This window comes from Streptomyces sp. NPDC001093, from assembly GCF_040298985.1.
GTDB lineage: Bacteria > Actinomycetota > Actinomycetes > Streptomycetales > Streptomycetaceae > Streptomyces.
Window position 1 is genome coordinate 222,887 of sequence record NZ_JBEPBF010000002.1, and the last position, 17,762, is coordinate 240,648.

25 protein-coding genes and 1 pseudogene are annotated in these 17,762 nt (G+C 69.9%); 12 read left to right on the top strand and 14 right to left on the bottom strand.

The features are described from left to right. Nucleotides 1–157 precede the first annotated feature (157 nt). Nucleotides 158–1,018 (top strand): HAD family hydrolase, encoded by an 861-nt coding sequence (locus ABT288_RS02335; RefSeq protein WP_351601756.1) that lies wholly within the window; start codon nt 158–160, stop codon nt 1,016–1,018. Nucleotides 1,019–1,320: 302 nt separating this feature from the next. Here the strand turns inward: ABT288_RS02335 and ABT288_RS02340 are convergent, their stop codons facing one another. Both ABT288_RS02340 and ABT288_RS02345 read right to left on the bottom strand, forming a co-directional pair. Next, nucleotides 1,321–2,070 (bottom strand): HAD family hydrolase, encoded by a 750-nt coding sequence (locus ABT288_RS02340; protein ID WP_351601760.1) that lies wholly within the window; start codon nt 2,068–2,070, stop codon nt 1,321–1,323. After that, entirely contained in the window at nt 2,070–2,951 is an 882-nt protein-coding gene (locus ABT288_RS02345; RefSeq protein WP_351601763.1) for a winged helix-turn-helix domain-containing protein, read from the bottom strand. The genes ABT288_RS02340 and ABT288_RS02345 overlap by 1 nt, the downstream gene beginning before the upstream one ends. Before the next feature lie 133 nt (nt 2,952–3,084). On the opposite strand from ABT288_RS02345, the gene ABT288_RS02350 reads away from it, so the two are divergent. Next, nucleotides 3,085–3,252 carry a hypothetical protein gene (locus ABT288_RS02350; RefSeq protein ID WP_228624419.1) on the top strand — a complete coding sequence of 56 codons (168 nt, stop codon included), beginning with the start codon at nt 3,085–3,087 and terminating at the stop codon, nt 3,250–3,252. 17 nt (nt 3,253–3,269) lie between these two features. Here ABT288_RS02350 and ABT288_RS02355 read toward each other — a convergent pair whose 3' ends face one another. From ABT288_RS02355 to ABT288_RS02365, 3 genes are all read right to left on the bottom strand, one after another. Continuing rightward, entirely contained in the window at nt 3,270–4,184 is a 915-nt protein-coding gene (locus tag ABT288_RS02355; protein WP_351601767.1) for a GntR family transcriptional regulator, read from the bottom strand. A 305-nt stretch (nt 4,185–4,489) separates the two neighbouring features. Further along, complete coding sequence (locus tag ABT288_RS02360) at nt 4,490–5,728, bottom strand: GNAT family N-acetyltransferase (RefSeq protein ID WP_351601770.1); 1,239 nt, start codon at nt 5,726–5,728, stop codon at nt 4,490–4,492. Between the two features lie 68 nt (nt 5,729–5,796). After that, nucleotides 5,797–6,417, bottom strand: coding sequence for an RsiG family protein (locus tag ABT288_RS02365; protein WP_351601773.1), 621 nt, complete (start codon nt 6,415–6,417; stop codon nt 5,797–5,799). Nucleotides 6,418–6,587: 170 nt separating this feature from the next. On the opposite strand from ABT288_RS02365, the gene dtd reads away from it, so the two are divergent. Continuing rightward, nucleotides 6,588–7,013 (top strand): D-aminoacyl-tRNA deacylase, encoded by a 426-nt coding sequence (gene dtd, locus ABT288_RS02370; RefSeq protein ID WP_026085067.1) that lies wholly within the window; start codon nt 6,588–6,590, stop codon nt 7,011–7,013. Nucleotides 7,014–7,047: 34 nt separating this feature from the next. Here dtd and ygfZ read toward each other — a convergent pair whose 3' ends face one another. Together ygfZ and ABT288_RS02380 are read right to left on the bottom strand one after the other, a co-directional pair. After that, a complete protein-coding gene (ygfZ, locus tag ABT288_RS02375; protein WP_351601777.1) occupies nt 7,048–8,013 on the bottom strand; it encodes a CAF17-like 4Fe-4S cluster assembly/insertion protein YgfZ in 966 nt (321 codons plus the stop codon). A 9-nt stretch (nt 8,014–8,022) separates the two neighbouring features. After that, nucleotides 8,023–8,460: a Fur family transcriptional regulator gene (locus tag ABT288_RS02380; protein ID WP_351601779.1), complete on the bottom strand. Its 438-nt coding sequence runs from the start codon at nt 8,458–8,460 to the stop codon at nt 8,023–8,025. A 168-nt stretch (nt 8,461–8,628) separates the two neighbouring features. Between ABT288_RS02380 and ABT288_RS02385 the strand changes: the two genes are divergently transcribed. Further along, nucleotides 8,629–8,934, top strand: coding sequence for a hypothetical protein (locus tag ABT288_RS02385; RefSeq protein WP_351601782.1), 306 nt, complete (start codon nt 8,629–8,631; stop codon nt 8,932–8,934). 45 nt (nt 8,935–8,979) lie between these two features. On the opposite strand, the gene ABT288_RS02390 is transcribed toward ABT288_RS02385, so the two are convergent. From ABT288_RS02390 to ABT288_RS02415, 6 genes are all read right to left on the bottom strand, one after another. Further along, the gene (locus ABT288_RS02390) at nt 8,980–9,555 is read right to left on the bottom strand and encodes a heme-binding beta-barrel domain-containing protein (RefSeq protein WP_351601785.1); all 576 of its coding nucleotides are present in this window, start codon (nt 9,553–9,555) and stop codon (nt 8,980–8,982) included. A 241-nt stretch (nt 9,556–9,796) separates the two neighbouring features. Then, on the bottom strand, nt 9,797–10,681 hold the full coding sequence (locus ABT288_RS02395; protein ID WP_351601788.1) for a hypothetical protein: 885 nt from the start codon (nt 10,679–10,681) through the stop codon (nt 9,797–9,799). Continuing rightward, on the bottom strand, nt 10,678–11,541 hold the full coding sequence (locus tag ABT288_RS02400; RefSeq protein ID WP_351601791.1) for a hypothetical protein: 864 nt from the start codon (nt 11,539–11,541) through the stop codon (nt 10,678–10,680). The genes ABT288_RS02395 and ABT288_RS02400 overlap by 4 nt, the downstream gene beginning before the upstream one ends. Then, nucleotides 11,538–12,272, bottom strand: coding sequence for a hypothetical protein (locus ABT288_RS02405; protein WP_351601793.1), 735 nt, complete (start codon nt 12,270–12,272; stop codon nt 11,538–11,540). The genes ABT288_RS02400 and ABT288_RS02405 overlap by 4 nt, the downstream gene beginning before the upstream one ends. 70 nt (nt 12,273–12,342) lie before the next feature. After that, nucleotides 12,343–12,537, bottom strand: coding sequence for a DUF397 domain-containing protein (locus ABT288_RS02410; protein WP_351601796.1), 195 nt, complete (start codon nt 12,535–12,537; stop codon nt 12,343–12,345). Beyond that, nucleotides 12,519–13,358 carry a helix-turn-helix domain-containing protein gene (locus ABT288_RS02415; protein WP_351601799.1) on the bottom strand — a complete coding sequence of 280 codons (840 nt, stop codon included), beginning with the start codon at nt 13,356–13,358 and terminating at the stop codon, nt 12,519–12,521. Before ABT288_RS02415 ends, ABT288_RS02410 begins: the two co-directional genes overlap by 19 nt. A 174-nt stretch (nt 13,359–13,532) precedes the next feature. On the opposite strand from ABT288_RS02415, the gene ABT288_RS02420 reads away from it, so the two are divergent. Genes ABT288_RS02420 through ABT288_RS02430 form a run of 3 tightly spaced genes read left to right on the top strand, consistent with a single transcriptional unit; the run spans nt 13,533 to nt 14,394 of the window. Continuing rightward, nucleotides 13,533–13,790: a hypothetical protein gene (locus tag ABT288_RS02420; protein WP_351601802.1), complete on the top strand. Its 258-nt coding sequence runs from the start codon at nt 13,533–13,535 to the stop codon at nt 13,788–13,790. Beyond that, complete coding sequence (locus tag ABT288_RS02425; protein WP_351601805.1) at nt 13,787–14,035, top strand: hypothetical protein; 249 nt, start codon at nt 13,787–13,789, stop codon at nt 14,033–14,035. Before ABT288_RS02420 ends, ABT288_RS02425 begins: the two co-directional genes overlap by 4 nt. Then, nucleotides 14,032–14,394 (top strand): DsrE family protein, encoded by a 363-nt coding sequence (locus ABT288_RS02430; RefSeq protein ID WP_351601807.1) that lies wholly within the window; start codon nt 14,032–14,034, stop codon nt 14,392–14,394. The genes ABT288_RS02425 and ABT288_RS02430 overlap by 4 nt, the downstream gene beginning before the upstream one ends. Before the next feature lie 4 nt (nt 14,395–14,398). On the opposite strand, the gene ABT288_RS02435 is transcribed toward ABT288_RS02430, so the two are convergent. Continuing rightward, a complete protein-coding gene (locus ABT288_RS02435) occupies nt 14,399–14,662 on the bottom strand; it encodes a DUF3099 domain-containing protein (protein ID WP_351601810.1) in 264 nt (87 codons plus the stop codon). 119 nt (nt 14,663–14,781) lie between these two features. On the opposite strand from ABT288_RS02435, the gene ABT288_RS02440 reads away from it, so the two are divergent. The 5 genes and pseudogenes from ABT288_RS02440 to ABT288_RS02460 form a co-directional block, all read left to right on the top strand. Continuing rightward, complete coding sequence (locus tag ABT288_RS02440; protein ID WP_351601812.1) at nt 14,782–15,525, top strand: LmeA family phospholipid-binding protein; 744 nt, start codon at nt 14,782–14,784, stop codon at nt 15,523–15,525. 198 nt (nt 15,526–15,723) lie between these two features. After that, nucleotides 15,724–15,804, top strand: a complete 81-nt coding sequence (locus ABT288_RS02445) for an Ms5788A family Cys-rich leader peptide (RefSeq protein WP_350751515.1) — start codon at nt 15,724–15,726, stop codon at nt 15,802–15,804. Nucleotides 15,805–15,933: 129 nt separating this feature from the next. Then, nucleotides 15,934–16,779 carry a sulfurtransferase gene (locus tag ABT288_RS02450; protein ID WP_351601815.1) on the top strand — a complete coding sequence of 282 codons (846 nt, stop codon included), beginning with the start codon at nt 15,934–15,936 and terminating at the stop codon, nt 16,777–16,779. Nucleotides 16,780–16,836: 57 nt separating this feature from the next. Further along, the gene (locus ABT288_RS02455; RefSeq protein ID WP_004000115.1) at nt 16,837–17,127 is read left to right on the top strand and encodes a DUF1416 domain-containing protein; all 291 of its coding nucleotides are present in this window, start codon (nt 16,837–16,839) and stop codon (nt 17,125–17,127) included. Between the two features lie 389 nt (nt 17,128–17,516). Then, nucleotides 17,517–17,762, top strand: a pseudogene (locus tag ABT288_RS02460) (hypothetical protein); the annotation flags it as partial.

Genomic DNA, 17,762 nt, shown 5'->3' on the forward strand with positions numbered 1-17,762 from the left:
CGGAAGTGGCAGCACGCTACTCCTTCCACGGGCGTGCATCGTGTCAGACGCCGTCGACTGATCGAACCGGGTCGCCCTGGACAGCTACCGGACGCACACTTGTGCCCCGCACGGCGCCCCGCGCCCGCGCTCCCGCATGACCTGCGGTGCTGGCAGCGTGGCCGCCCGCGCCGTGCTGCTCGACTTCGACGGACCGGTCACCGACCTGTTCGGCGACGAGTCCACCGCGCCCGTCGCACACGAGATCAAGGACGTCGTACGCGGGATCTGGGGCGGCCTGGGCCGCGATGTCGAGGAGTGCGACGACTCCCACGGCATCCTCCGGCTTCTCGGAAACATGTCCGACCGGCCGGCCGCCCACCCCCGCGACCCTCGCGCGCCGGCCGAGGCCGAGGCCATCGTCACCCGGTACGAGTACGCCGCGGTCAAGGCGGCCGAGCCGACCCGGGGCGTCGTACGTCTCGTGGACGCGCTGGCCGGACTCGGGCTGCGACTGGTGATCGTCAGCAACAACTCCGCGGGACTGGTGCGGGAGTTCCTCGAGAACAACGGCCTGCGGTCGAGGTTCGAGGCCGTGGTGGGCCGGGATCCGCAGGAACTGCGGCACATGAAGCCCGACCCGTACTCGGTGCACCGCGCCCTGGAGATCCTGCGCCTGCCGGCGGCCGAGGCCCTGCTCATCGGCGACCAGCTCACCGACCTCCAGACCGCCCGGGCCGCGGGCACCGCCTTCCTCGGCCACACCCCGTCGGCGGAACGCGCCCGGCAGATGAGAAGCCGGGGCGCGGACGCGGTCGTGCACACGCACGCCCCGGTCATCGAGGCCGCGAGGTCCCTGGCGGCCGCCGGGGTCAACCAGCCGCCGGACAACTGGGCGCCGGGCTCAACTGGGCGTCTGCGCCGCGCCGTTGGTGTGCGGGTGCGGCCCAGCGGGCATCACCCTCCCGCACCGACGGCGCGCACGGGGGGTACGTGTGGCATCTCGCACTGCGGGCGACAACGGCCCGAGCCGGCTTGAGCGGGCCCAGGGTCAGCCCGCGCCGGGACCGGCTCGCCCGGGGCACCGACGACTGGATGCGCTGGTTTCTCGCCACCCGCGTGCCCCTGCCCTGCCGGGACTCGGTCCAGCCCTCGCCGAGCAGCACCCGCAGGGCCCGCTGCACGGTGTCCCGGGAGATCCCGAACGGTAGTTGCCGTCGGCCATCCGCGCCCGCAGCTCCTCCGCGACCCGGAGAAACGCGCGGCCGCCGGCCCGGTCCTCCCGCTCCCCCGTCACACGCGGTACGTACCTCCGGCGCGCCGGCGGCAGACTCCGGGCGGTCACCAGCCCCGCAGGGTCCGCAGCAGCGGCTCCAGCGACGCGACCACGCACCCGGCCCCGGCCTCCCGCAAGAGCTTGCCCTTGCGTTCGTTACGCGCGTAGCCGAGAAACGGCACGCCGGCGACGTTGGCGGCGGCGAGGTCGGAGGGCGAGTCGCCGATCATCAGGGCCGCCGAGGGGGCGGAACCCATCGCGGCCAGGGCCCGGTTGAGGCAGTGCGGATCGGGCTTGAGGAGGTGCAGCTCGGTCGTGCGGCCGTAGATGTGAGGGGCGAAGCAGGCGGTGAGACCGCGGTCCCGCAGGTAGGCGCGGACCACTCTGGGGGAGTTGTTGGAGGTGATGGCCAGGCGGGCGCCCACCGCGGTCCAGGTGCGTATCAGCGGGTCGGCGTACGGGGTGGGATACGCGGAGCCGGCGGCGCGCAGCTCCTCCTGGGTGAGACGTTCCTCCAGCTCGGTCACGAGGTCGCTGCCGGGGTGCCGGAGGTCCACGGCACGCAGCACCTCGTGCGGGTCCAGCGAGTCGCGCTCGGAGTCGCTGAGCAGGTTGTGCAGTCCGCGCCCGGCCAGCCACTCCACCAGCTCGGCCGCCACCCGTTCCGCCGTGTGCCGCGCGAACAGACGGCAGATCGGTCCGTCGAAGTCCCACAGGACCACCCGGGCATTTTCGATCAGATCACGGAGCTTCTCGATCTCGTTCGCGCTCTGTTCGGTCTGCGTCGTCTCAGTCTGCGTCGCATCAGAAGTCACTAGGAGAGTGTCAGGTCCGTGGTGATGGTTTCCCAGAGGGCGTCGAACCACTTCTGCGATTGCTCCACGAACGCCGCGTCCCGCTGTCCGGCCCGCTGCTCGAAGGAGAACAGCAGGGACTCCGAGCCGAGGGTGTCCCACATCTGAAGCGTCCCGCTCTCGGTGGGCTCCTCCCGTCGCGCGATCATGTAGTGCGCGAACAGCGCCTCCACCCCGTTGAGCAGGTACAGCTTGACCGGAGGGGTGAACGGCAGCGCCCGGAAGGTGACATGCACGTCGATGTCGTGGGTGCTGCGCAGCGCCTGGAGGTTGTACTGCAGCACCTGGCCCTGGGCGTTGCGCATGGCCAGCCAGCGCTGGTGGACGGCGTCGTCCTCCTCGCTGCCGGCGTCGACCGAGACCGGGAAGGCCAGGTTGATGTCGCGGGACGGCAGCAGGACGCGGGCGTCGATCCGCTCGGGGTGCAGCCGGCCCTCGTGCACCAGGCGCAGCGGCTCGCCGAGCGCGGGGATCAGGCTCTGCGCGGTCAGGCAGACGGCGTCGATGCGCACGTGCGGCGCCGAGAACGCCTCGGTCAGCCGGGGCGCGAGCGCCACCATGGTCGGCTGCGGCTCCCCCTGTGCGGGCGCCGGTTCGGCGACCCGCGGGGGGCTGCCCTTGCTCACGTCGGCGAGCAGCCCGTCCTCCTGGAGCACCCGCAGCGCCTGGCGTACGGCGCCCCGCTCGACGCCGAACTCCCCGGCCAGCTCGGCCTGGGTGGGCAGCCGCTCGCCGGGCTGCAGCTCGCCGGTGCGGATCCGCTCGCGCAGGGTGCCGGCGATCTCCTGGGGCGTGAGCCTCCTGCCGCCGTTCACTGCCACATGCTCCTGAGTCACGACCAAACGCTACAACTTTGATCCATCTTTGGGGAGTTACCCGGAAGTTGTTTATGAGCTGGGACCAAGTGGAAACAACTTAGGTGGAGTTGGTTGCCAACTTTTTCGAGTTGGCCAATCTTCGTTAGGGGGAACCGCCGTGCCTGCCCTCGCTTTCCTCATCGAGCAACTGGTCCAGTGGAAGTACGGCGTCGTCGGCGCCGTGGGCATGCTGCTGTTCACGGGCGGCATCGAGACCAGGAGCCACAAGGCCACCTCCGCCGGCGCCGTCCTGCTCGCCGTGCTCCTCGCGGGCCCGGCGCTGTGACCCGCCGGGGACCGGCCCTATGAATGCAGCAGCAGATCCGAACTGATCGTCTCCCAGAGCGCGTCGAACCACCGCCGCGACTGCTCCACGAACGCGGCGTCCCGCCGCCCGGCACGCCGCTCGAAGGCGAACAGCATCGAGCGCGTGCCGTCGGCGTCGTACAGCTCCAGGTGCTCGTGCTCGATCTCCCGCTCGCGGCGCTTCAGCGTGTAGTACGCGAACAGCGCCTCGGAGCCGTTGAGCAGGTACAGCTTGACCGGCGGGGTGAACGGCAGGGCACGGAAGGAGACCCGGACGTCGACGCCGTGCGTGGTGCACAGGGCCAGCAGGTTCTGCCGCAGCACCATGCCCTGCGCGTTGCGCTGGGCCAGCCAGCGCCGGTGCAGCAGGCCGTGGTCGTCGGCGGCCACCGGGGTCGGGAAGGCGAGGTCGATGTCACGGCTGGGCAGCAGCACCCGCACGTCGATCTTGGCCGGTTCCAGCCGTCCCGCGTGGATCTGTCTGAGCGGCTCGCCGACGGCCAGCGTGAGCGAGACCGAGGTCAGGCAGAGCGCGTCGATCCGCACGTGGGGGGCGGCGAAGGCCTGCGCTATCCGGGGTGCGAGGCCGACCGTCGTGGGCTGCGGCGGCGCCCCCGGTCCGGCCGGCAGCCGGGCCGGCCCCGGCACCGCCGCCACGATGGCCGGGCTGCCCTTGGAAACGCCGGCGAGCAGGTGCTCCGACTGCAGGATGCGCAGGGCCTGGCGCACGGCGCCGCGTTCGACGCCGAACTCCACGGCCAGCTCCGCCTGCGTGGGCATGCGCTGGCCCGGCCGCAGCACACCGGTCCTGATCCGGCTGCGCAGTTCGTCGGCGATGTCGCGATGGGACGTGTGGGGCCGCTGTGGCCTCGTCCGTCCACTGACGGAGGCGTGCTCCAGGTCCACGGACAAACACTACAACTTCCCGCCAAGTTGCGGCAGTTCGTCGACAGCTGGTTATGAGCCGCTTCCCAACGGAGATAAGTACAGTGAAGTTGGCTGCCAACTTGTATGACATGGTCAAGCTTCCCGGTGGTTGGCCGACCGGGCTCCCTTCCGGAGGGGAGCCGGGAGCCCGGACAGGGGACGGCCGACGAAAGCGCACAGTCACAACTGAACACGTCATCGCACAGCCACAACTGAACACCGTCAGCACAGCCACAACTGAACAGCTCGCTACGGATGCACAGTCGGTGTCGCCGGAGAGAGAGGAGACTTCAGAACATGTCCGGGCACCAGGGAAGCCCGGGCGAGCGGAACAGGGCGTCGGCCTTCCGGGCGGCGCCCTCTCGTTCTTCCTGGACCCGGCCGAGCGCCGCGAGCCGCAGCAGCGACTCACCACCGAGCCAGACCGAGGCCAAGTCGCCGATGTCCAGCGTCAGATCGGCGCTCCCGGTGCCCGTCGGCACACAGGACGCCCCCTCCGGCGAGGCCTCCAGCCGGAACCGTCCGCCGGCCATCCCGGCGCCGTCCACGACCTGAAGGACGAGCACCCCCGACCCCTCGTACGTCCGCGCCTCCAGGGCCCGTACGACGTCCAGGATCCGCACCCACAGCCAGTCCCCGTGCCCGGTGACCCGGGCCGCGCGCGGGTCCGGGAGGTGGAGGGGAAGCAGGTCGTCGGGGCCGCGGAAGCCGGTCCTGACCTTCGTGATCCAGTCGATCGAGCACAGGTAGTGCCACAGGGCGCGCTCGGCGGCCGGCGTGGTGGCGATGAGCCCCCGCACAGTGGCGGTCTGGTCGGGCTGCTTGCCGTCCCACCTGTCGTCGCACGTGTACGTCACCAGGCCCTCGACCTCGCCGGAGGCCGCGCGGTAGACGGCGTGGAACGGCTCGGTCCAGTCGGCGTGGATGCGGACCACACCGGTGGCCACCTGCCACCACAGCTCGTCCCGGTCGATCGCGCCGGGCTGGGCGCGACGGAACCGCTCGAACAGCTCCGGACCCAGCTTGCGCACGTCCTCGCCGTCCACCAGATCGATCCGGCCGCCGTCTTTGGGGCCCGACCAGCGCGGGTCGAGGCCCGCACGGGGCACCTCGATCGTCCACTCGGTCGACCAGGTGGCCGGACCGAAGCCGTACCGCCCGTAGATCGGGTACTCGGCCGCGATCAGCGTGGCGACGACGTCACCGCGCTCCTTCGCCGCCGCCAGGTCCTGCGCCATCATGCGGCTGAGCAGCCCACGGCGGCGGTGGGTGGGGGACACAGTGACGCCGGAGATGGCGTCGGCGGGCACCAGGCCGCCGCCCACCGCGGTCAGCTCCTGAGGGAAGGAACGGAAGGTGGCCACCCACCGGTCGCCGTCGACGGCACCCCGCCAGCGCCCCGGCCGGAACAGCCGCCGCCGGGCGTCGAGTTGCTCGCGCGCCAGGACCGGTGGGCGGGTGAAGCCGGTGGCCAGCGCGCGCTGCCAGTCCTCGAAGTCGGCCTCGGTGACGATCCGGACGTCGCTCATGGGGCCACGGTAGGTGACCCGCCCACCGGGCGTCCTCCCGTTTTCCCGCCGGAGCGGCTCGGAGCGGATCAGATCAGCAGGTCGTCCACCTGCGCCTCGCCCTCCCGGTACCGGCGGGCGATCTCCGCGCTGCAGTCGTCGGTCGTGCGCTGCAGGCGCTGACGGCGCTCGGAGACCTCCTGTTCGTAGCGGACCAGGCGCCCCATGGCCGTGGTCAGTTCGAGATCCGTCCGCGCCTGGAGGTCCGACAGCTCGACCTCGGCGAGCATCTCGGCGGCCAGCTGCCGGTACTCCTCGTTGTGCGGGGTGCCGAGCGTGACATGGCGGGCCGAGGAGCGGTGCCGGGCCGGGGCGTCCTTGAGGATCTCCGGGAGCCGGTCGACCACGGAGGCGTCCGCGGGCGCCGGCAGGGACGCGCGGCCGCGCCGGCACAGCTCCGCGCGCAGGATGTCGATCCGCCCCTGCAGCAGCCGCCGCACATAGCTGAGGTCCGCCTCGTCGCGCTGGGCGTCGCGGCGCAGGGTGCGCAGTTCGGGCAGGCTCAGCCGGGCCAGTTCGGGCTCGGGCGGCTCGGCGGGCAGCGCGGTGCCCGCCGGGGCCGGTGGCGCCGGCGGGGTGTCGGCGCGCTGGGCCGGCGGCCGGTACGTCCCCTGTGTCCCCACCGGCCCGCTGATACTCGGTGTGCTCATGTGCTTCTGACCGTCCCCTCGACCGGCGTGTGGAAGCATCGTGCCACCCCAACTGGCCACTATGTGACCGAGTGCCCCCGAACGGCCCCAGATGGGCGTTAAGGGATTCATAAGGGATCTATGATGGGCGCTCTGTGTCCGCGTACCGGGCACCCGGCATGATGGTTCGCATGCGTGCGGTGGTGCAGAGGGTGGACGGCGCGAGCGTCGTCGTGGACGGAGAGACGGTCGGCGCGATCGAGGGCGAGGGGCTGTGCGTCCTGGTCGGGGTGACCCATGAGGACACCAAGGAGAAGGCGGCGCAGCTGGCCCGCAAGCTCTGGTCGATCCGCATGCTGCAGGACGAGAAGTCGTGCAGCGACATCGACGCCCCGCTGCTCGTCATCAGCCAGTTCACGCTGTACGGCGACGCCCGCAAGGGGCGCCGCCCGACCTGGAACGCGGCGGCGCCGGGCGATGTCGCCGAGCCGCTGGTCGACGAGGTGGTGGCCCAGCTGCGGGCGCTGGGCGCGACGGTGGCGACGGGGCGGTTCGGCGCGAGGATGCGGGTGTCCTTGACGAACGACGGCCCGTTCACGGTGCTGCTGGAGATCTAGGGCGCGGTCGGCGCACCCAGGAGACACGCCCCGGCTAGGGCTCGACCACGACCTCCTGCGCCGCCGCCGTCTCTCCGGCCAGGAGCCGCGCATCGAGCGGCACGTTCCGCTTGACCAGGGCCAATGCCACCGGCCCCAGCTCGTGGTGGCGCACCGACGTCGTCACGAAGCCGATCTTGCGGCCCTCCGGGCCCTCGTCCGCGAGCCGGATCTCCGTGCCCGGCACCGGCAGATGGACGTCGCTGCCGTCCAGGTGGAGGAAGACCAGCCGGCGCGGCGGCTTGCCCAGGTTCTGGACGCGGGCGACCGTCTCCTGACCCCGGTAGCAGCCCTTCTGGAGGTGCACCGCCGTGCCGATCCAGCCGAGCTCGTGCGGGATCGTCCGGTGGTCGGTCTCGAAGCCGAGCCGGGGCCGGTGCTGCTCGACGCGCAGCGCCTCATGGGCGAGGAGGCCGGCGGCGGGCCCGTGCGCGGCCGCGAAGGACTCCAGATCCTCGCGCGGCAGGAAGAGATCACGGCCGTACGGCGTCTCGCGTACGACGACGCCCTCCGGCACCTCGGCGATGGACCCGGCGGGCAGGTGGACCACCGCGAAGTCGGCCGTCCGGTCGGCGACCTCCACGCGGTAGAAGAACTTCATCGACTCCAGGTAGGCGATCAGCGCGTCCTGCGTACCGGGCTCCACGTGCGCCCAGACGGTCGTGCCGTCGTCCACCAGGTACAGCGCGTGCTCGATGTGCCCGTGCGCGGAGAGGATCAGGGCCTCGGTGGCCTCACCGGGCGGCAGCTCGCTGACGTGCTGGGTGAGCAGGAGGTGCAGCCAGCTCAGCCGGTCCTCACCGCTGACGGTGACGACACCCCGATGGGACAGGTCGACGAAACCGGTGCCGTCGGCGAGGGCGCGCTGCTCGCGGAACAGGTCGCCGTAGTGGGCGGCGACACCTTCGTCCACACCCTCGGCGGGGACGGCGCCGGGCAGGGACAGCAGAGGGCTCTTCATACCGCCAGCCTACGACGTGGTAGTTGAACTCTTCAGCGAACAGTCCTTACACCGGCCGAAGATCGCGAAGTGCTTCATGTCGGTGTCGAACCCGAACCGCTGCCGCAGCTTGGCGGTGAACTCGGCGGCCACGTCCACGTCGGCCTCGATCACGTTCTCGCAGTCGCGGCACACCAGGTGCAGATGGTGGTGGCGGTCGGCGAGGTGGTACGTCGGCGCACCGTGCCCGAGGTGGGCGTGGCTGACCAGGCCCAGCTCCTCCAGCAGCTCCAGCGTCCGGTAGACCGTGGAAATGTTGACCCCCGACGCCGTCTTCCTCACTTCGCCGAGGATGTCGTCGGGGGTCGCGTGCTCAAGGGTGTCGACGGCTTCGAGGACAAGCTGGCGCTGCGGCGTCAGCCGGTAGCCGCGCTGCCTGAGGTCGCTCTTCCAGTCGGTGCTCACCACGTGGCCAAGTCTAGGACCGACGGGTCCGGACTCGCCTGGGCGCCTTGAGTTCAAGGGATAATCTGACAGTTTTTCTGCCGTACGTGCGGTTGGTTCGATAAGCGGTTATTCGGGGGGAATGCCGGGGTAGCTTGGCGGCGACTCGTTGTCCCAGCTGAGGAGGAAGCCATGCGCGCACGCAGAGCCCTGGCCATCGCGATCACCACCCCGATCCTGCTCGCCGCGATCGGCATGAGCGGCGCATCCGCGGCGACCCGGCCCGGACCCGTCGCCGACCGGCCCGGTCCCACGGCCGACCGGTCGGCCCCTACGGCCGACCTGCCTGTGCCTGCCGCTGACAGCAGGCACAGCAGACCCAGCAGGCACGCCGAGGCTCAAAGAAAGGCTGCCGAAGACGAGATGGACCCGGAAGAAGGTCTCATCGGAGGTCTCGCGGGTGAACTCCTGGGCCGGGTGGGTCCCACGGATTCCTAGGCGCCGTACGCCTTCCGGCGGGGCACCGGCCGGCTCACGTCCGGCTCACCTGAAGAAGGCGATGCCGTCGTCGGGCATGTCGTCGGGCAGGGCCTTGGCCCAGCGCTCGACGTCCTCCGGGGTGACGACCTTCTTCAGGTGGGCCGACATGTAGGGGCGCAGCTCGACCTCGGGGGTCTGCTTCTCGCCGACCCACATCAGGTCGCTCTTCACATACCCGTACAGCCGCTTGCCACCGCTGTACGCCTGCGAGGCGGCCGTCCGGGCGACGGCGTCCGTGACCAGGTCGATCTGCGGCTTCTTGTCGGCCATCTCGCCGTACCAGATCTCGATGACACCGTCGTCGCGGGTCATCGTCACCTCGACCTTGCGGTCGGCGTCGATCCGCCAGAAGCCGGACTCCGACTCCAGCGGGCGGACCTTGTTGCCGTCCTGGTCCAGCACCCAGGTGTGCGAGTGGTACTCCAGGAAGTCCCGGCCGTCGTGGGTGAAGCTGACCTCCTGCCCGAAGTTGCACTTCTGCGAGCCGGGGAAGTCGTGCACGCCCGCACCGGCCCAGTTGCCCAGCAGAAAGGCGAGCGGGACCAGGTCCTTGTGCAGGTCGGACGGGATCTCGATCATGAGGGAAACTTCCTAGAGGTGGTTCAGCGCTGGCCCTGGTACAGCTTCTTCACGGTCAGACCGGCGAAGGCGAGCACGCCGACGCAGACCAGGACCAGCAGGGTTTCGAAGAAGATCTCCACGGGTGCTCCTTGAGCGAGGGTGGGCATACGACAGGGCCGGGGCCCAGCTTACGCGGCCGGGCGCCGACGCTCTTGACGAGGTGGGCCGTCAGGAGCTCACCCTTCCGGCCCCCGCAATCTCAGTCGAGCAGCTGCACCTGCAGGACCACCGTCTGCTGGAACGGGATCTCCTTCGCGCCGCCCTTGCGGGACTGCACGACGATCCCCACGACGTCGCCGGAGTTGATATAGGCCTGCCGGACCTGCTCGGCGCCGTACGGCTTCTGTTCCGCGTAGGCGTTCAGCTCGCTGTGCCCCAGGGTGCCGGCGTCGGGGAACGAGTCGTCCCTCTTGTTGTAGGGCGCCCCGCGCAGGACGTGAGACGGGTCGTCGTAGCCGGAGAACTCGTCCCGCTGGACCTGGCCGGCGATCAGGCCGGTCTCGAACTGGAGCAGGTAGATCCGGGTCCGGGTGCCGTCCGGCATGGTCCAGCCGCGCGCGGCGACATGCCTCAGGCCGCGGTCGATGAGCTCTCCCTGGAGACTGTCCCGGTCGTCCTTGCTCGCGTATTCCGCGAGGAACACCTCCGGCTTCACCCATCCGTGGTCGCCCGCGAGCGCCGGATCAGCCGTGGCGCCCTTCGGCGCGGGCAGCACCAGTTTGCGCAGGTCGGCGTAGTGGACCATGGCCGGGTTGCCGTCGGCGAACGGGGCCGGGCTGCCCGCGGCCAGCGGCGGCCGGACGATCTGCGGGTAGTCCCAGCGGCCGTCCGCGCGGGTGGCCAGGCCGGGCAGGTCGGTGCGCTCCATCCGTGTGACGCCGTACGCCGTAGACGCGCCGGTCGCCGCGAAGACCACGAGGGCCGCGGTCCAGCGCAGGACGGTCCGCAGGACCCGGCGGTCCTTGGGCGCTGCAGAGCCCGGGGCCCCCATGGGACCGGCGGGAGTGACCGTGAGGGGCGCCGCCTCGGGCATGGGCTCCGTGTCGGGCGCGGCTCCCGGTGCGGGAATCTGCTGCTCGGTCATACGGCCTTCCCCGGGTCCTTGATGCGGTCGAGCTGTCTGCCGATGAAGTCGGCGATGTCATGCGTGGCGAGCGGGAGGGTTCCGGACACGTTGACGGTGACCAGTACGTCACCCACGTAGGCGGAACAGAACATGCGGCCGAGCTTCTCGCCGCCCACCTTGGGCGTCAGGAAGCAGGCCGCGTTCTTGTGGCCCGCGATCGCCGGGCCCTTGGGAAAGATCCGGAGGGCCTGGAAGAACTCGTCCCGGGCGGTCGCGATGTCGCGCACGGAGGCGCTGTTCTCCATCCGGACCAGTTCGAGGGTGAGGGTGAAGGGCTGCTGGACGCCCTCGTAGCCGTTGAAAGGCGCATAGCTCCGCATCGCCATGCCCTTGATCCGCTCCTTGTCGATCAGCCCTTCCAGTTTCTGCCGGGTCTGGGGCGGCAGGTCGCGGATCTCCTCCTTCCGCAGGGCGGTGGCCTCGCGCCCGCTGAGCGCGGCATCGGAACCGAACTCGCCGATGTCGGGCCCCCGGCCGTACCCGCGCGAGATCGTGTCGTACGGCAGCAGCAGTCCACGCAGTCCCGAAGCGTCCTTGCTTCCCTGGCCCGCCTGGTCCTTCTCGGAGTACGAGGGGAACCTCCAGACGGGGTTTCCGGGATCACGGTCGGCACCGCTGACGCGCATACCGGTGAACCCGACGCCGCCGACGACCGCGACGGCCAGCAACCCGAACGCGAGCATCCGCCTCTTACGCCGGGGGATGGGTGCATAGGCGGATTCGGTGGGTTCGGCGGGTTCGGCGGGTTCGGCGGGTTCGGCGGGTTCGGCGGGTTCGGCGGGTTCGGCGGGTTCGGCGGGTATGGAGAACTCGTTCACAGCCGGGCCGCCTGTCGCTTCGCCAGTTCCATGATGTCCGCCTCGGGGACCGGCTTGGTGTCGGTGATCCAGATCTCCATGACCAGATCACCGCGTGAAGCCATCGCCTCGGCCACGTATTCGGGCAGGTAGCCGCTCCTGGTCCGGGGTGTGTGGTGCACGTACACCATGCCGTCGCCCGTACCGGGCAGGGGCCGGCTGCTGGTGTCCGGCTTCTTCTCGGCGAACGCGCGCTGATCCTGCACATGCTCCGAGGCCGCCTCGTCCGCCACCTGGTGGTACTGGACGAGCCGTGTCTCGACGACGTACGTGCTGCCGATCCGCCAACTGGCGTCGGCCGCACGCCGGAACTCGCTTTTCAGCTCGTAACCGAAGGCCGAGGCCGGCTGCTCGAAGGTGTCCGAGTAGTCGGCCAGATCCATCCAGCCGTCGACGCCCGCGGAGTCGGCGTCCTGTGCGCCCCTGGGCCGCGTCAGCAGCAGCTTGCGCAGGTCGCCGTCGGTCTTCACCCGGCGGTCCTGCGCCGCCGACAGGGGCTCGACATCACCCGTCGCCTGATGGACGACGGGCTGCGACAGAGAGGGCAACGCGGTGGGCGGGCGGCCTGCCTGGACGACATAGCCCGTGCAGACGCCCGCGACGACACCGAGCACGGCGGCCCCCGCGATCAGCGCGGCGGTCCGGCCCCGGCCCGGCGTCTCGGGTCTTTCAGGTCTCTCAGGTGATTCCAAGACGTCTCCCTACGTGTTTCACAGGAGACTCATGGCATGAGAATGGAGTTGTAGGAGAGCTGATAACGATTCAGCGCTTGACTTCGTCGACGAAGGCGGCCCAGGCGACGGCGCCGAACAGCAGGGGAGTGCGGGTGGTGTCCTTGCTGTCCCGGACGGGGACGAGGGAGGACACGTTGCGGGCGACCTCGAGGCAGGCGCCGCCGTCCTGGTTGCTGTAGCTGCTCTTACGCCACGTAATCGTGCTCAGATCGATGGCTTGCATGGCGCTTCCTCCAGCATGCGTTCGATGAACTCCCGCGATTTGTCTGGGGTTAGAGCCAAATCGCGCACTCGATCGTATCGGAGCTGGAGCTGCCGGACGGCTGCACCTTCCTGTACCAGTTCGCCCGAGTAACCCGTCTCCACCCAGGCGACCGTACCGCCGATCCCCTGCAGCAACATGGTGTCGGTGTTCGTCAGTCCGTGCAGCCCTTTGACCCATGGCAGCACCTGGATGGTCACGTTGGGGCGCTCCCCCATCACCAGAAGATGGCGCAATTGCAACTGCCAGTCCTCCGAATCACGCAGTGGGCTGCGCAGCACCGCCTCGGAGAGGATCGTGCGGAACTGGGGCCCGTCGTCGGCCAGCAGCAGTTCACGCCGCCCCATACGAGCAGACACCTGCTTCTCCAGCTCCGCCCCGGTCAACCCGCCCTGCGTGAGCAGCTCCGTGGCGTACCCGGATGTCTGCAACAGGCCATGGACGATGCTCGGCGCGTAGTGCCAGATGCCCACCGCCCCGGCCTCCAACAACATGTACCGCCGATACCGCTCCCTGAACTGCGTCGGGTCGGCGACGGCGAGCTCCCACAGCGTGAGCAGCATCTCGTTCGTGCCGTAGTACTGGTCCAGCGCCTGCACCACCTCCGGTCCGCCCAGCGTCTGGCCGTTCTCCATCTTTCCGAACAGGGACGCGTCCCAGCCCGCCACCTCCGCCAGAGCCCGCAGGCTCACCCCGCGCTCGGCCCGCAGCAACCGCAGCTCCTCGGCGAAACGAGCCCTCGGCTCCTGGCTCCGCCCCGTGATCACCCTCCGCTGCGGCACCGCACCCTCCCCAGATTGTGGAATTTGTGGAATTTGGAGCGCCCACTGTGGAACTTGCGGCCGTTCCGCTCGTATCCGCCTCCGCACTGGGCCATCCTCGTATCAGCCCAGGAGCACGCAGAGTAGTGCGACTGTCGCATTCCGTATAGATTTTGGAGGAAGGGAACAAACCTCATGGGAACGGATCCGGCCACCCCGCTGTACGACCCCGCACGCCTCCACGCCGACGTCCGCGCCGCGAACCAGCGCGCCCAGGCCCTGCCTCCCGATCCCGAGGACCTCAGCCGGCCGCCCCGGCCCGTCCCCGGCTGCTCGGTCTGCCTGACGCTCGCCGAGCTGCGGGACGCGGCGCGGGCGGCGTACGACCGGAGCGCGGAGACCGACGCCAACGTGCTGCTCCGCCAGCACCGGCGGCAGGAGCACGGCGCATGAGGGGCGAGGGACTGCCGTACGAGGAATGCAGGCGGCGGCGGGAGCAGGCCCCGCCGGGCGACCGGACACCGATCTCCCCGGGGTATGCGCTCCCGCCCTTCCACCCGTACTTCGCGGAGCAGGCCCGGGAACGACGGCGCCCGCGGCGGCCGGTCGACGGCGCCACCGTCAGCGGCGTACTCACCGCCCTGTGTGTGGCCACGCTGATCGCGACGATCGTGCTCACGGCTACGCTTCCCGTATGACCAAGAAGCTCGTGATCAAGGTGACGGCCGGGGCCGACGCGCCCGAGCGCTGCTCACAGGCGTTCACCGTGGCGGCGGTGGCGGTGGCCAGTGGCGTCGAGGTCTCGCTGTGGCTGACCGGGGAGTCGTCCTGGTTCGCGCTGCCGGGGCGGGCGGCGGAGTTCGAGCTGCCGCACGCGGCCCCGCTGCCGGACCTGATCGAGTCGATCCTGGCCGGCGGGCGCATCACGCTGTGCACACAGTGTGCCGCCCGGCGCGACATCACCGAGAAGGACGTCCTCGAGGGCGTGCGCATCGCGGGCGCCCAGGTGTTCGTACAGGAGACGCTGGCGGACGAGGCTCAGGCCCTCGTGTACTGACGGCTCACTGCCTGGGACGCTTCTTGCCGTCCAGCTCGTCCCACCACTCGTCCGACTGGGGATCGCCGGAGGGGTCGTCCCACCAGCGGTCCTCGGGGCCCCGCCGGTTGGCGATCATCGCGGCCACCGGCGGGATGATCATCGCCACGACGCACATGCCGACGGCCGCCGGCACCGACCAGAGGCGCACGACTCCCCACGCCAGGACGAAGAGACCGATGCACGTCCCCATCATGGCGAAGTAGATGTGCCGCCGCCGCGCGTACATAGGTCCAGGGTAGGCGCCGTCGTACCTGTCACAACTGATCCACAATCGCCGCCCGCCCGGCGCCCGTGGGGTTACCGTGACGTAGCCGAAGACCGCTCTCGTCCCGGGGGAAACACCACATGCGCGCCCTGCGAATACTCCTGATCCTCGTCGTGATCCTGGGTGGGCTGTTCCTGATCGCGGACCGGGTGGCTGTGCACTTCGCCGAGGGGCAGGCCGCCGACAAGCTGAAGTCGAGGGAGAACCTGGCCTCGACGCCGGACGTGAACATCAAGGGGTTCCCGTTCCTCACCCAGGTCGCGGGCGGATCGCTCGACGACGTCGAGGTCGGTATCAAGGACTACGACGCCGCGACCGGCACCGCCGGGAAGACGATCCGGATCGACCACCTGCAGGCCGACATGAAGGGCGTCTCCTTCTCCGGCGACTACAGCTCCGCCACCGCGACCAGCGCCACCGGCACCGCGACGATCTCCTACGCCGAACTGCTGAAGACCGCCAAGCCCGAGCCGACCGAGGTCGTCCCCGGCATCAAGGCCCGGGTCGTCAGTCTCTCCGACGGCGGCAACGGCAAGATCAAGGTCACGGCCAGGCTGACCGGCTCGCTCGGCCCCCTGCCGGTCGACCAGACGGTGTCCGTGCTCAGCACCGTGACCGTGGAGAACGACAGGGTGCAGGTCCACGCCGACTCCCTGCCCAAGCTCGCCGCCGCCGCGATCGCCGAGAACCGCATCCGGGAGATCACCGACTTCCAGCAGGCCATCAACCAGCTGCCCGGCGGCGTCAAGCTGGACAAGGTGCAGGCCGCGCAGGACGGCGTGCAGATCAGCGTGAAGGGTTCGGACGTCAGGCTGGCGGGGTAGGACCACGGCCGGACGGACGGGGAACGTCCGACTGGCGAGACGGGTAGTCCGCACGGCAGATGCGGAGACCCGCGGGAGCGCCCGGAAGGCCGTTCGGCGGCCACCGGGCGCTTCTTTCATCCCGCCATACGGACGATCGTGTCTCGTCATGTGACACACCGGTGACACGCCCGCCCGGACGTCCCTACGATCGAGCCCATGAAGCGACAGGCGGATCTCACGAAGCGGCGGGCAGTGGACCTGTGCCGCGTTGCCGCCATGCTCTGTCGCCCCTTCTGAGCGAAAGTCCGCGACTTCCGCATCTCACCGCCGCCCTGCTGGAAGGGCACCCGTGCGCCACCCGGTCCCCGAGCGCGCGCACCCCCGTACCCGCACGCCCCGCCGCAACTGCCCCGGAGGAGAAAGAGCATGAGCCGCACCGACGTCCTGGTCGACGCAGACTGGCTGCAGGAGCACCTGGACGACCCGGCCATCGCCATCGTCGAGGTGGACGAGGACACATCCGCCTACGAGAAGAACCACATCAAGAACGCGATCCGCATCGACTGGACCAAGGACCTGCAGGACCCGGTCCGCCGCGACTTCATCGACCAGGAGGGCTTCGAGAAGCTCCTGTCGAAGAAGGGCATCGCCAACGACACCCTTGTGGTCCTCTACGGCGGCAACAACAACTGGTTCGCCTCCTACGCCTACTGGTACTTCAAGCTCTACGGCCACGAGAACGTCAAGCTCCTCGACGGCGGCCGCAAGAAGTGGGAGCTGGACGCCCGCGAGCTGGTCGACGGCACCGAGGTGCCCGAGCGGGCCGCGACCGACTACAAGGCCAAGCCGCAGGACACCTCGATCCGCGCCTTCCGTGACGACGTGGTCGCCGCGATCGGCTCGCACAACCTGGTCGACGTGCGCTCGCCCGACGAGTTCTCCGGCAAGCTGCTCGCCCCGGCGCACCTGCCGCAGGAGCAGTCGCAGCGTCCGGGCCACGTCCCGAGCGCGCGCAACATCCCGTGGTCGAAGAACGCCAACGACGACGGCACCTTCAAGTCGGACGAGGAGCTCAAGGAGCTCTACGCCGAGGAGAACGTGGACCTCGCCAAGGACACGATCGCCTACTGCCGCATCGGTGAGCGCTCGGCCCTGACCTGGTTCGTGCTGCACGAGCTGCTCGGCGTGGAGAACGTCAAGAACTACGACGGCTCCTGGACCGAGTACGGCTCCCTCGTCGGCGTGCCGATCGAGCTCGGCGCGAACAAGTAAGCCAACAGGTACCCCATCCCGACCGGCCTTCCGGTCAGACCCCTCTGGAGAAACAGCATGTGCGGAGCGAAGGCCGGCGGCCCGGACGCCTCGACGATCAAGCCCGGTGAGACCACGATCCAGGGTCAGGTGACCCGCGACGGCGAGCCGGTGACGGGCTACGTCCGTCTGCTGGACTCGACCGGCGAGTTCACCGCCGAGGTTCCCACCTCGGCGACCGGCCAGTTCCGCTTCTACGCGGCCGAGGGCACGTGGACGGTCCGGGCGCTCGTCCCGGGCGCGACGGCCGACCGTACGGTCGTCGTGGCGGAGAAGGGCGCGCTGGCCGAGGTCGCCATCGCGGTCTGAGCCGGCCTGCGCGAAACAGCGGCACAGTGACGGTCAAAGGGCCGCACCCCTGGGGTTGGACGCCAGTGGGGGTGCGGCCCTTCGGCATGCGCGGCGGCCGCTCCTAGCGCGCCTCGCCGCATTGCGCCAGCAACGACACGCTTGCCGCTGGGGTAGCTACTTGTCATAAGATCATCCAAAAGGTCTAGCGGTGCGTCAATTCCCCTTTTTTCGCGCCGATTTGACATCCTCTCGAGGAACGAAGCGCAGGGGACGCATCCCATAAATCCCCCAATTGGTGCACAAAAACCCAGTCTCATGCCATTCCCGACATGACAGCCATGGAGGTCGGCGAATACGTTCCAAACGACCGGCCAACGCGTCGGTGTCTCAGAGACTGGAGAAGCACCATGAAGATCAACCGTTCGACTGTCGTCACCGCCGCCGGCGCAGCAGCCGCGGCTCTGGTGGCGACCGGCGTTACCTACGCCTCGGCCGCCTCCGCGCCGGAGGCAGCGCCGGCGGCCGCCCCGGCCGCGGCCGCCCCCCCGGCGGCCCCCGCAGCCGCCGCCCCGCCCCGCGGCGCCGGCCACAACAACCGCCACGGGAACGGCACCAACCACGGCAACCACAACGGCAACCACCGCCACCACCGC

Excerpts from the sequence above, each read along its gene's own strand:
- ABT288_RS02455 (WP_004000115.1), top strand. The coding sequence starts at position 16,837 with ATGTGCGGAGCGAAGGCCGGCGGCCCGGACGCCTCGACGATCAAGCCC.
- ABT288_RS02445 (WP_350751515.1), top strand. The coding sequence starts at position 15,724 with ATGAAGCGACAGGCGGATCTCACGAAGCGGCGGGCAGTGGACCTGTGC.
- ABT288_RS02385 (WP_351601782.1), top strand. The coding sequence starts at position 8,629 with ATGCGCGCACGCAGAGCCCTGGCCATCGCGATCACCACCCCGATCCTG.
- ABT288_RS02365 (WP_351601773.1), bottom strand. The coding sequence starts at position 6,417 with ATGAGCACACCGAGTATCAGCGGGCCGGTGGGGACACAGGGGACGTAC.
- ABT288_RS02425 (WP_351601805.1), top strand. The coding sequence starts at position 13,787 with ATGAGGGGCGAGGGACTGCCGTACGAGGAATGCAGGCGGCGGCGGGAG.
- ABT288_RS02440 (WP_351601812.1), top strand. The coding sequence starts at position 14,782 with ATGCGCGCCCTGCGAATACTCCTGATCCTCGTCGTGATCCTGGGTGGG.
- ABT288_RS02435 (WP_351601810.1), bottom strand. The coding sequence starts at position 14,662 with ATGTACGCGCGGCGGCGGCACATCTACTTCGCCATGATGGGGACGTGC.
- ABT288_RS02410 (WP_351601796.1), bottom strand. The coding sequence starts at position 12,537 with ATGCAAGCCATCGATCTGAGCACGATTACGTGGCGTAAGAGCAGCTAC.
- ABT288_RS02360 (WP_351601770.1), bottom strand. The coding sequence starts at position 5,728 with ATGAGCGACGTCCGGATCGTCACCGAGGCCGACTTCGAGGACTGGCAG.
- ABT288_RS02450 (WP_351601815.1), top strand. The coding sequence starts at position 15,934 with ATGAGCCGCACCGACGTCCTGGTCGACGCAGACTGGCTGCAGGAGCAC.
- ABT288_RS02420 (WP_351601802.1), top strand. The coding sequence starts at position 13,533 with ATGGGAACGGATCCGGCCACCCCGCTGTACGACCCCGCACGCCTCCAC.
- ygfZ (WP_351601777.1), bottom strand. The coding sequence starts at position 8,013 with ATGAAGAGCCCTCTGCTGTCCCTGCCCGGCGCCGTCCCCGCCGAGGGT.
- ABT288_RS02430 (WP_351601807.1), top strand. The coding sequence starts at position 14,032 with ATGACCAAGAAGCTCGTGATCAAGGTGACGGCCGGGGCCGACGCGCCC.
- dtd (WP_026085067.1), top strand. The coding sequence starts at position 6,588 with ATGCGTGCGGTGGTGCAGAGGGTGGACGGCGCGAGCGTCGTCGTGGAC.
- ABT288_RS02395 (WP_351601788.1), bottom strand. The coding sequence starts at position 10,681 with ATGACCGAGCAGCAGATTCCCGCACCGGGAGCCGCGCCCGACACGGAG.
- ABT288_RS02390 (WP_351601785.1), bottom strand. The coding sequence starts at position 9,555 with ATGATCGAGATCCCGTCCGACCTGCACAAGGACCTGGTCCCGCTCGCC.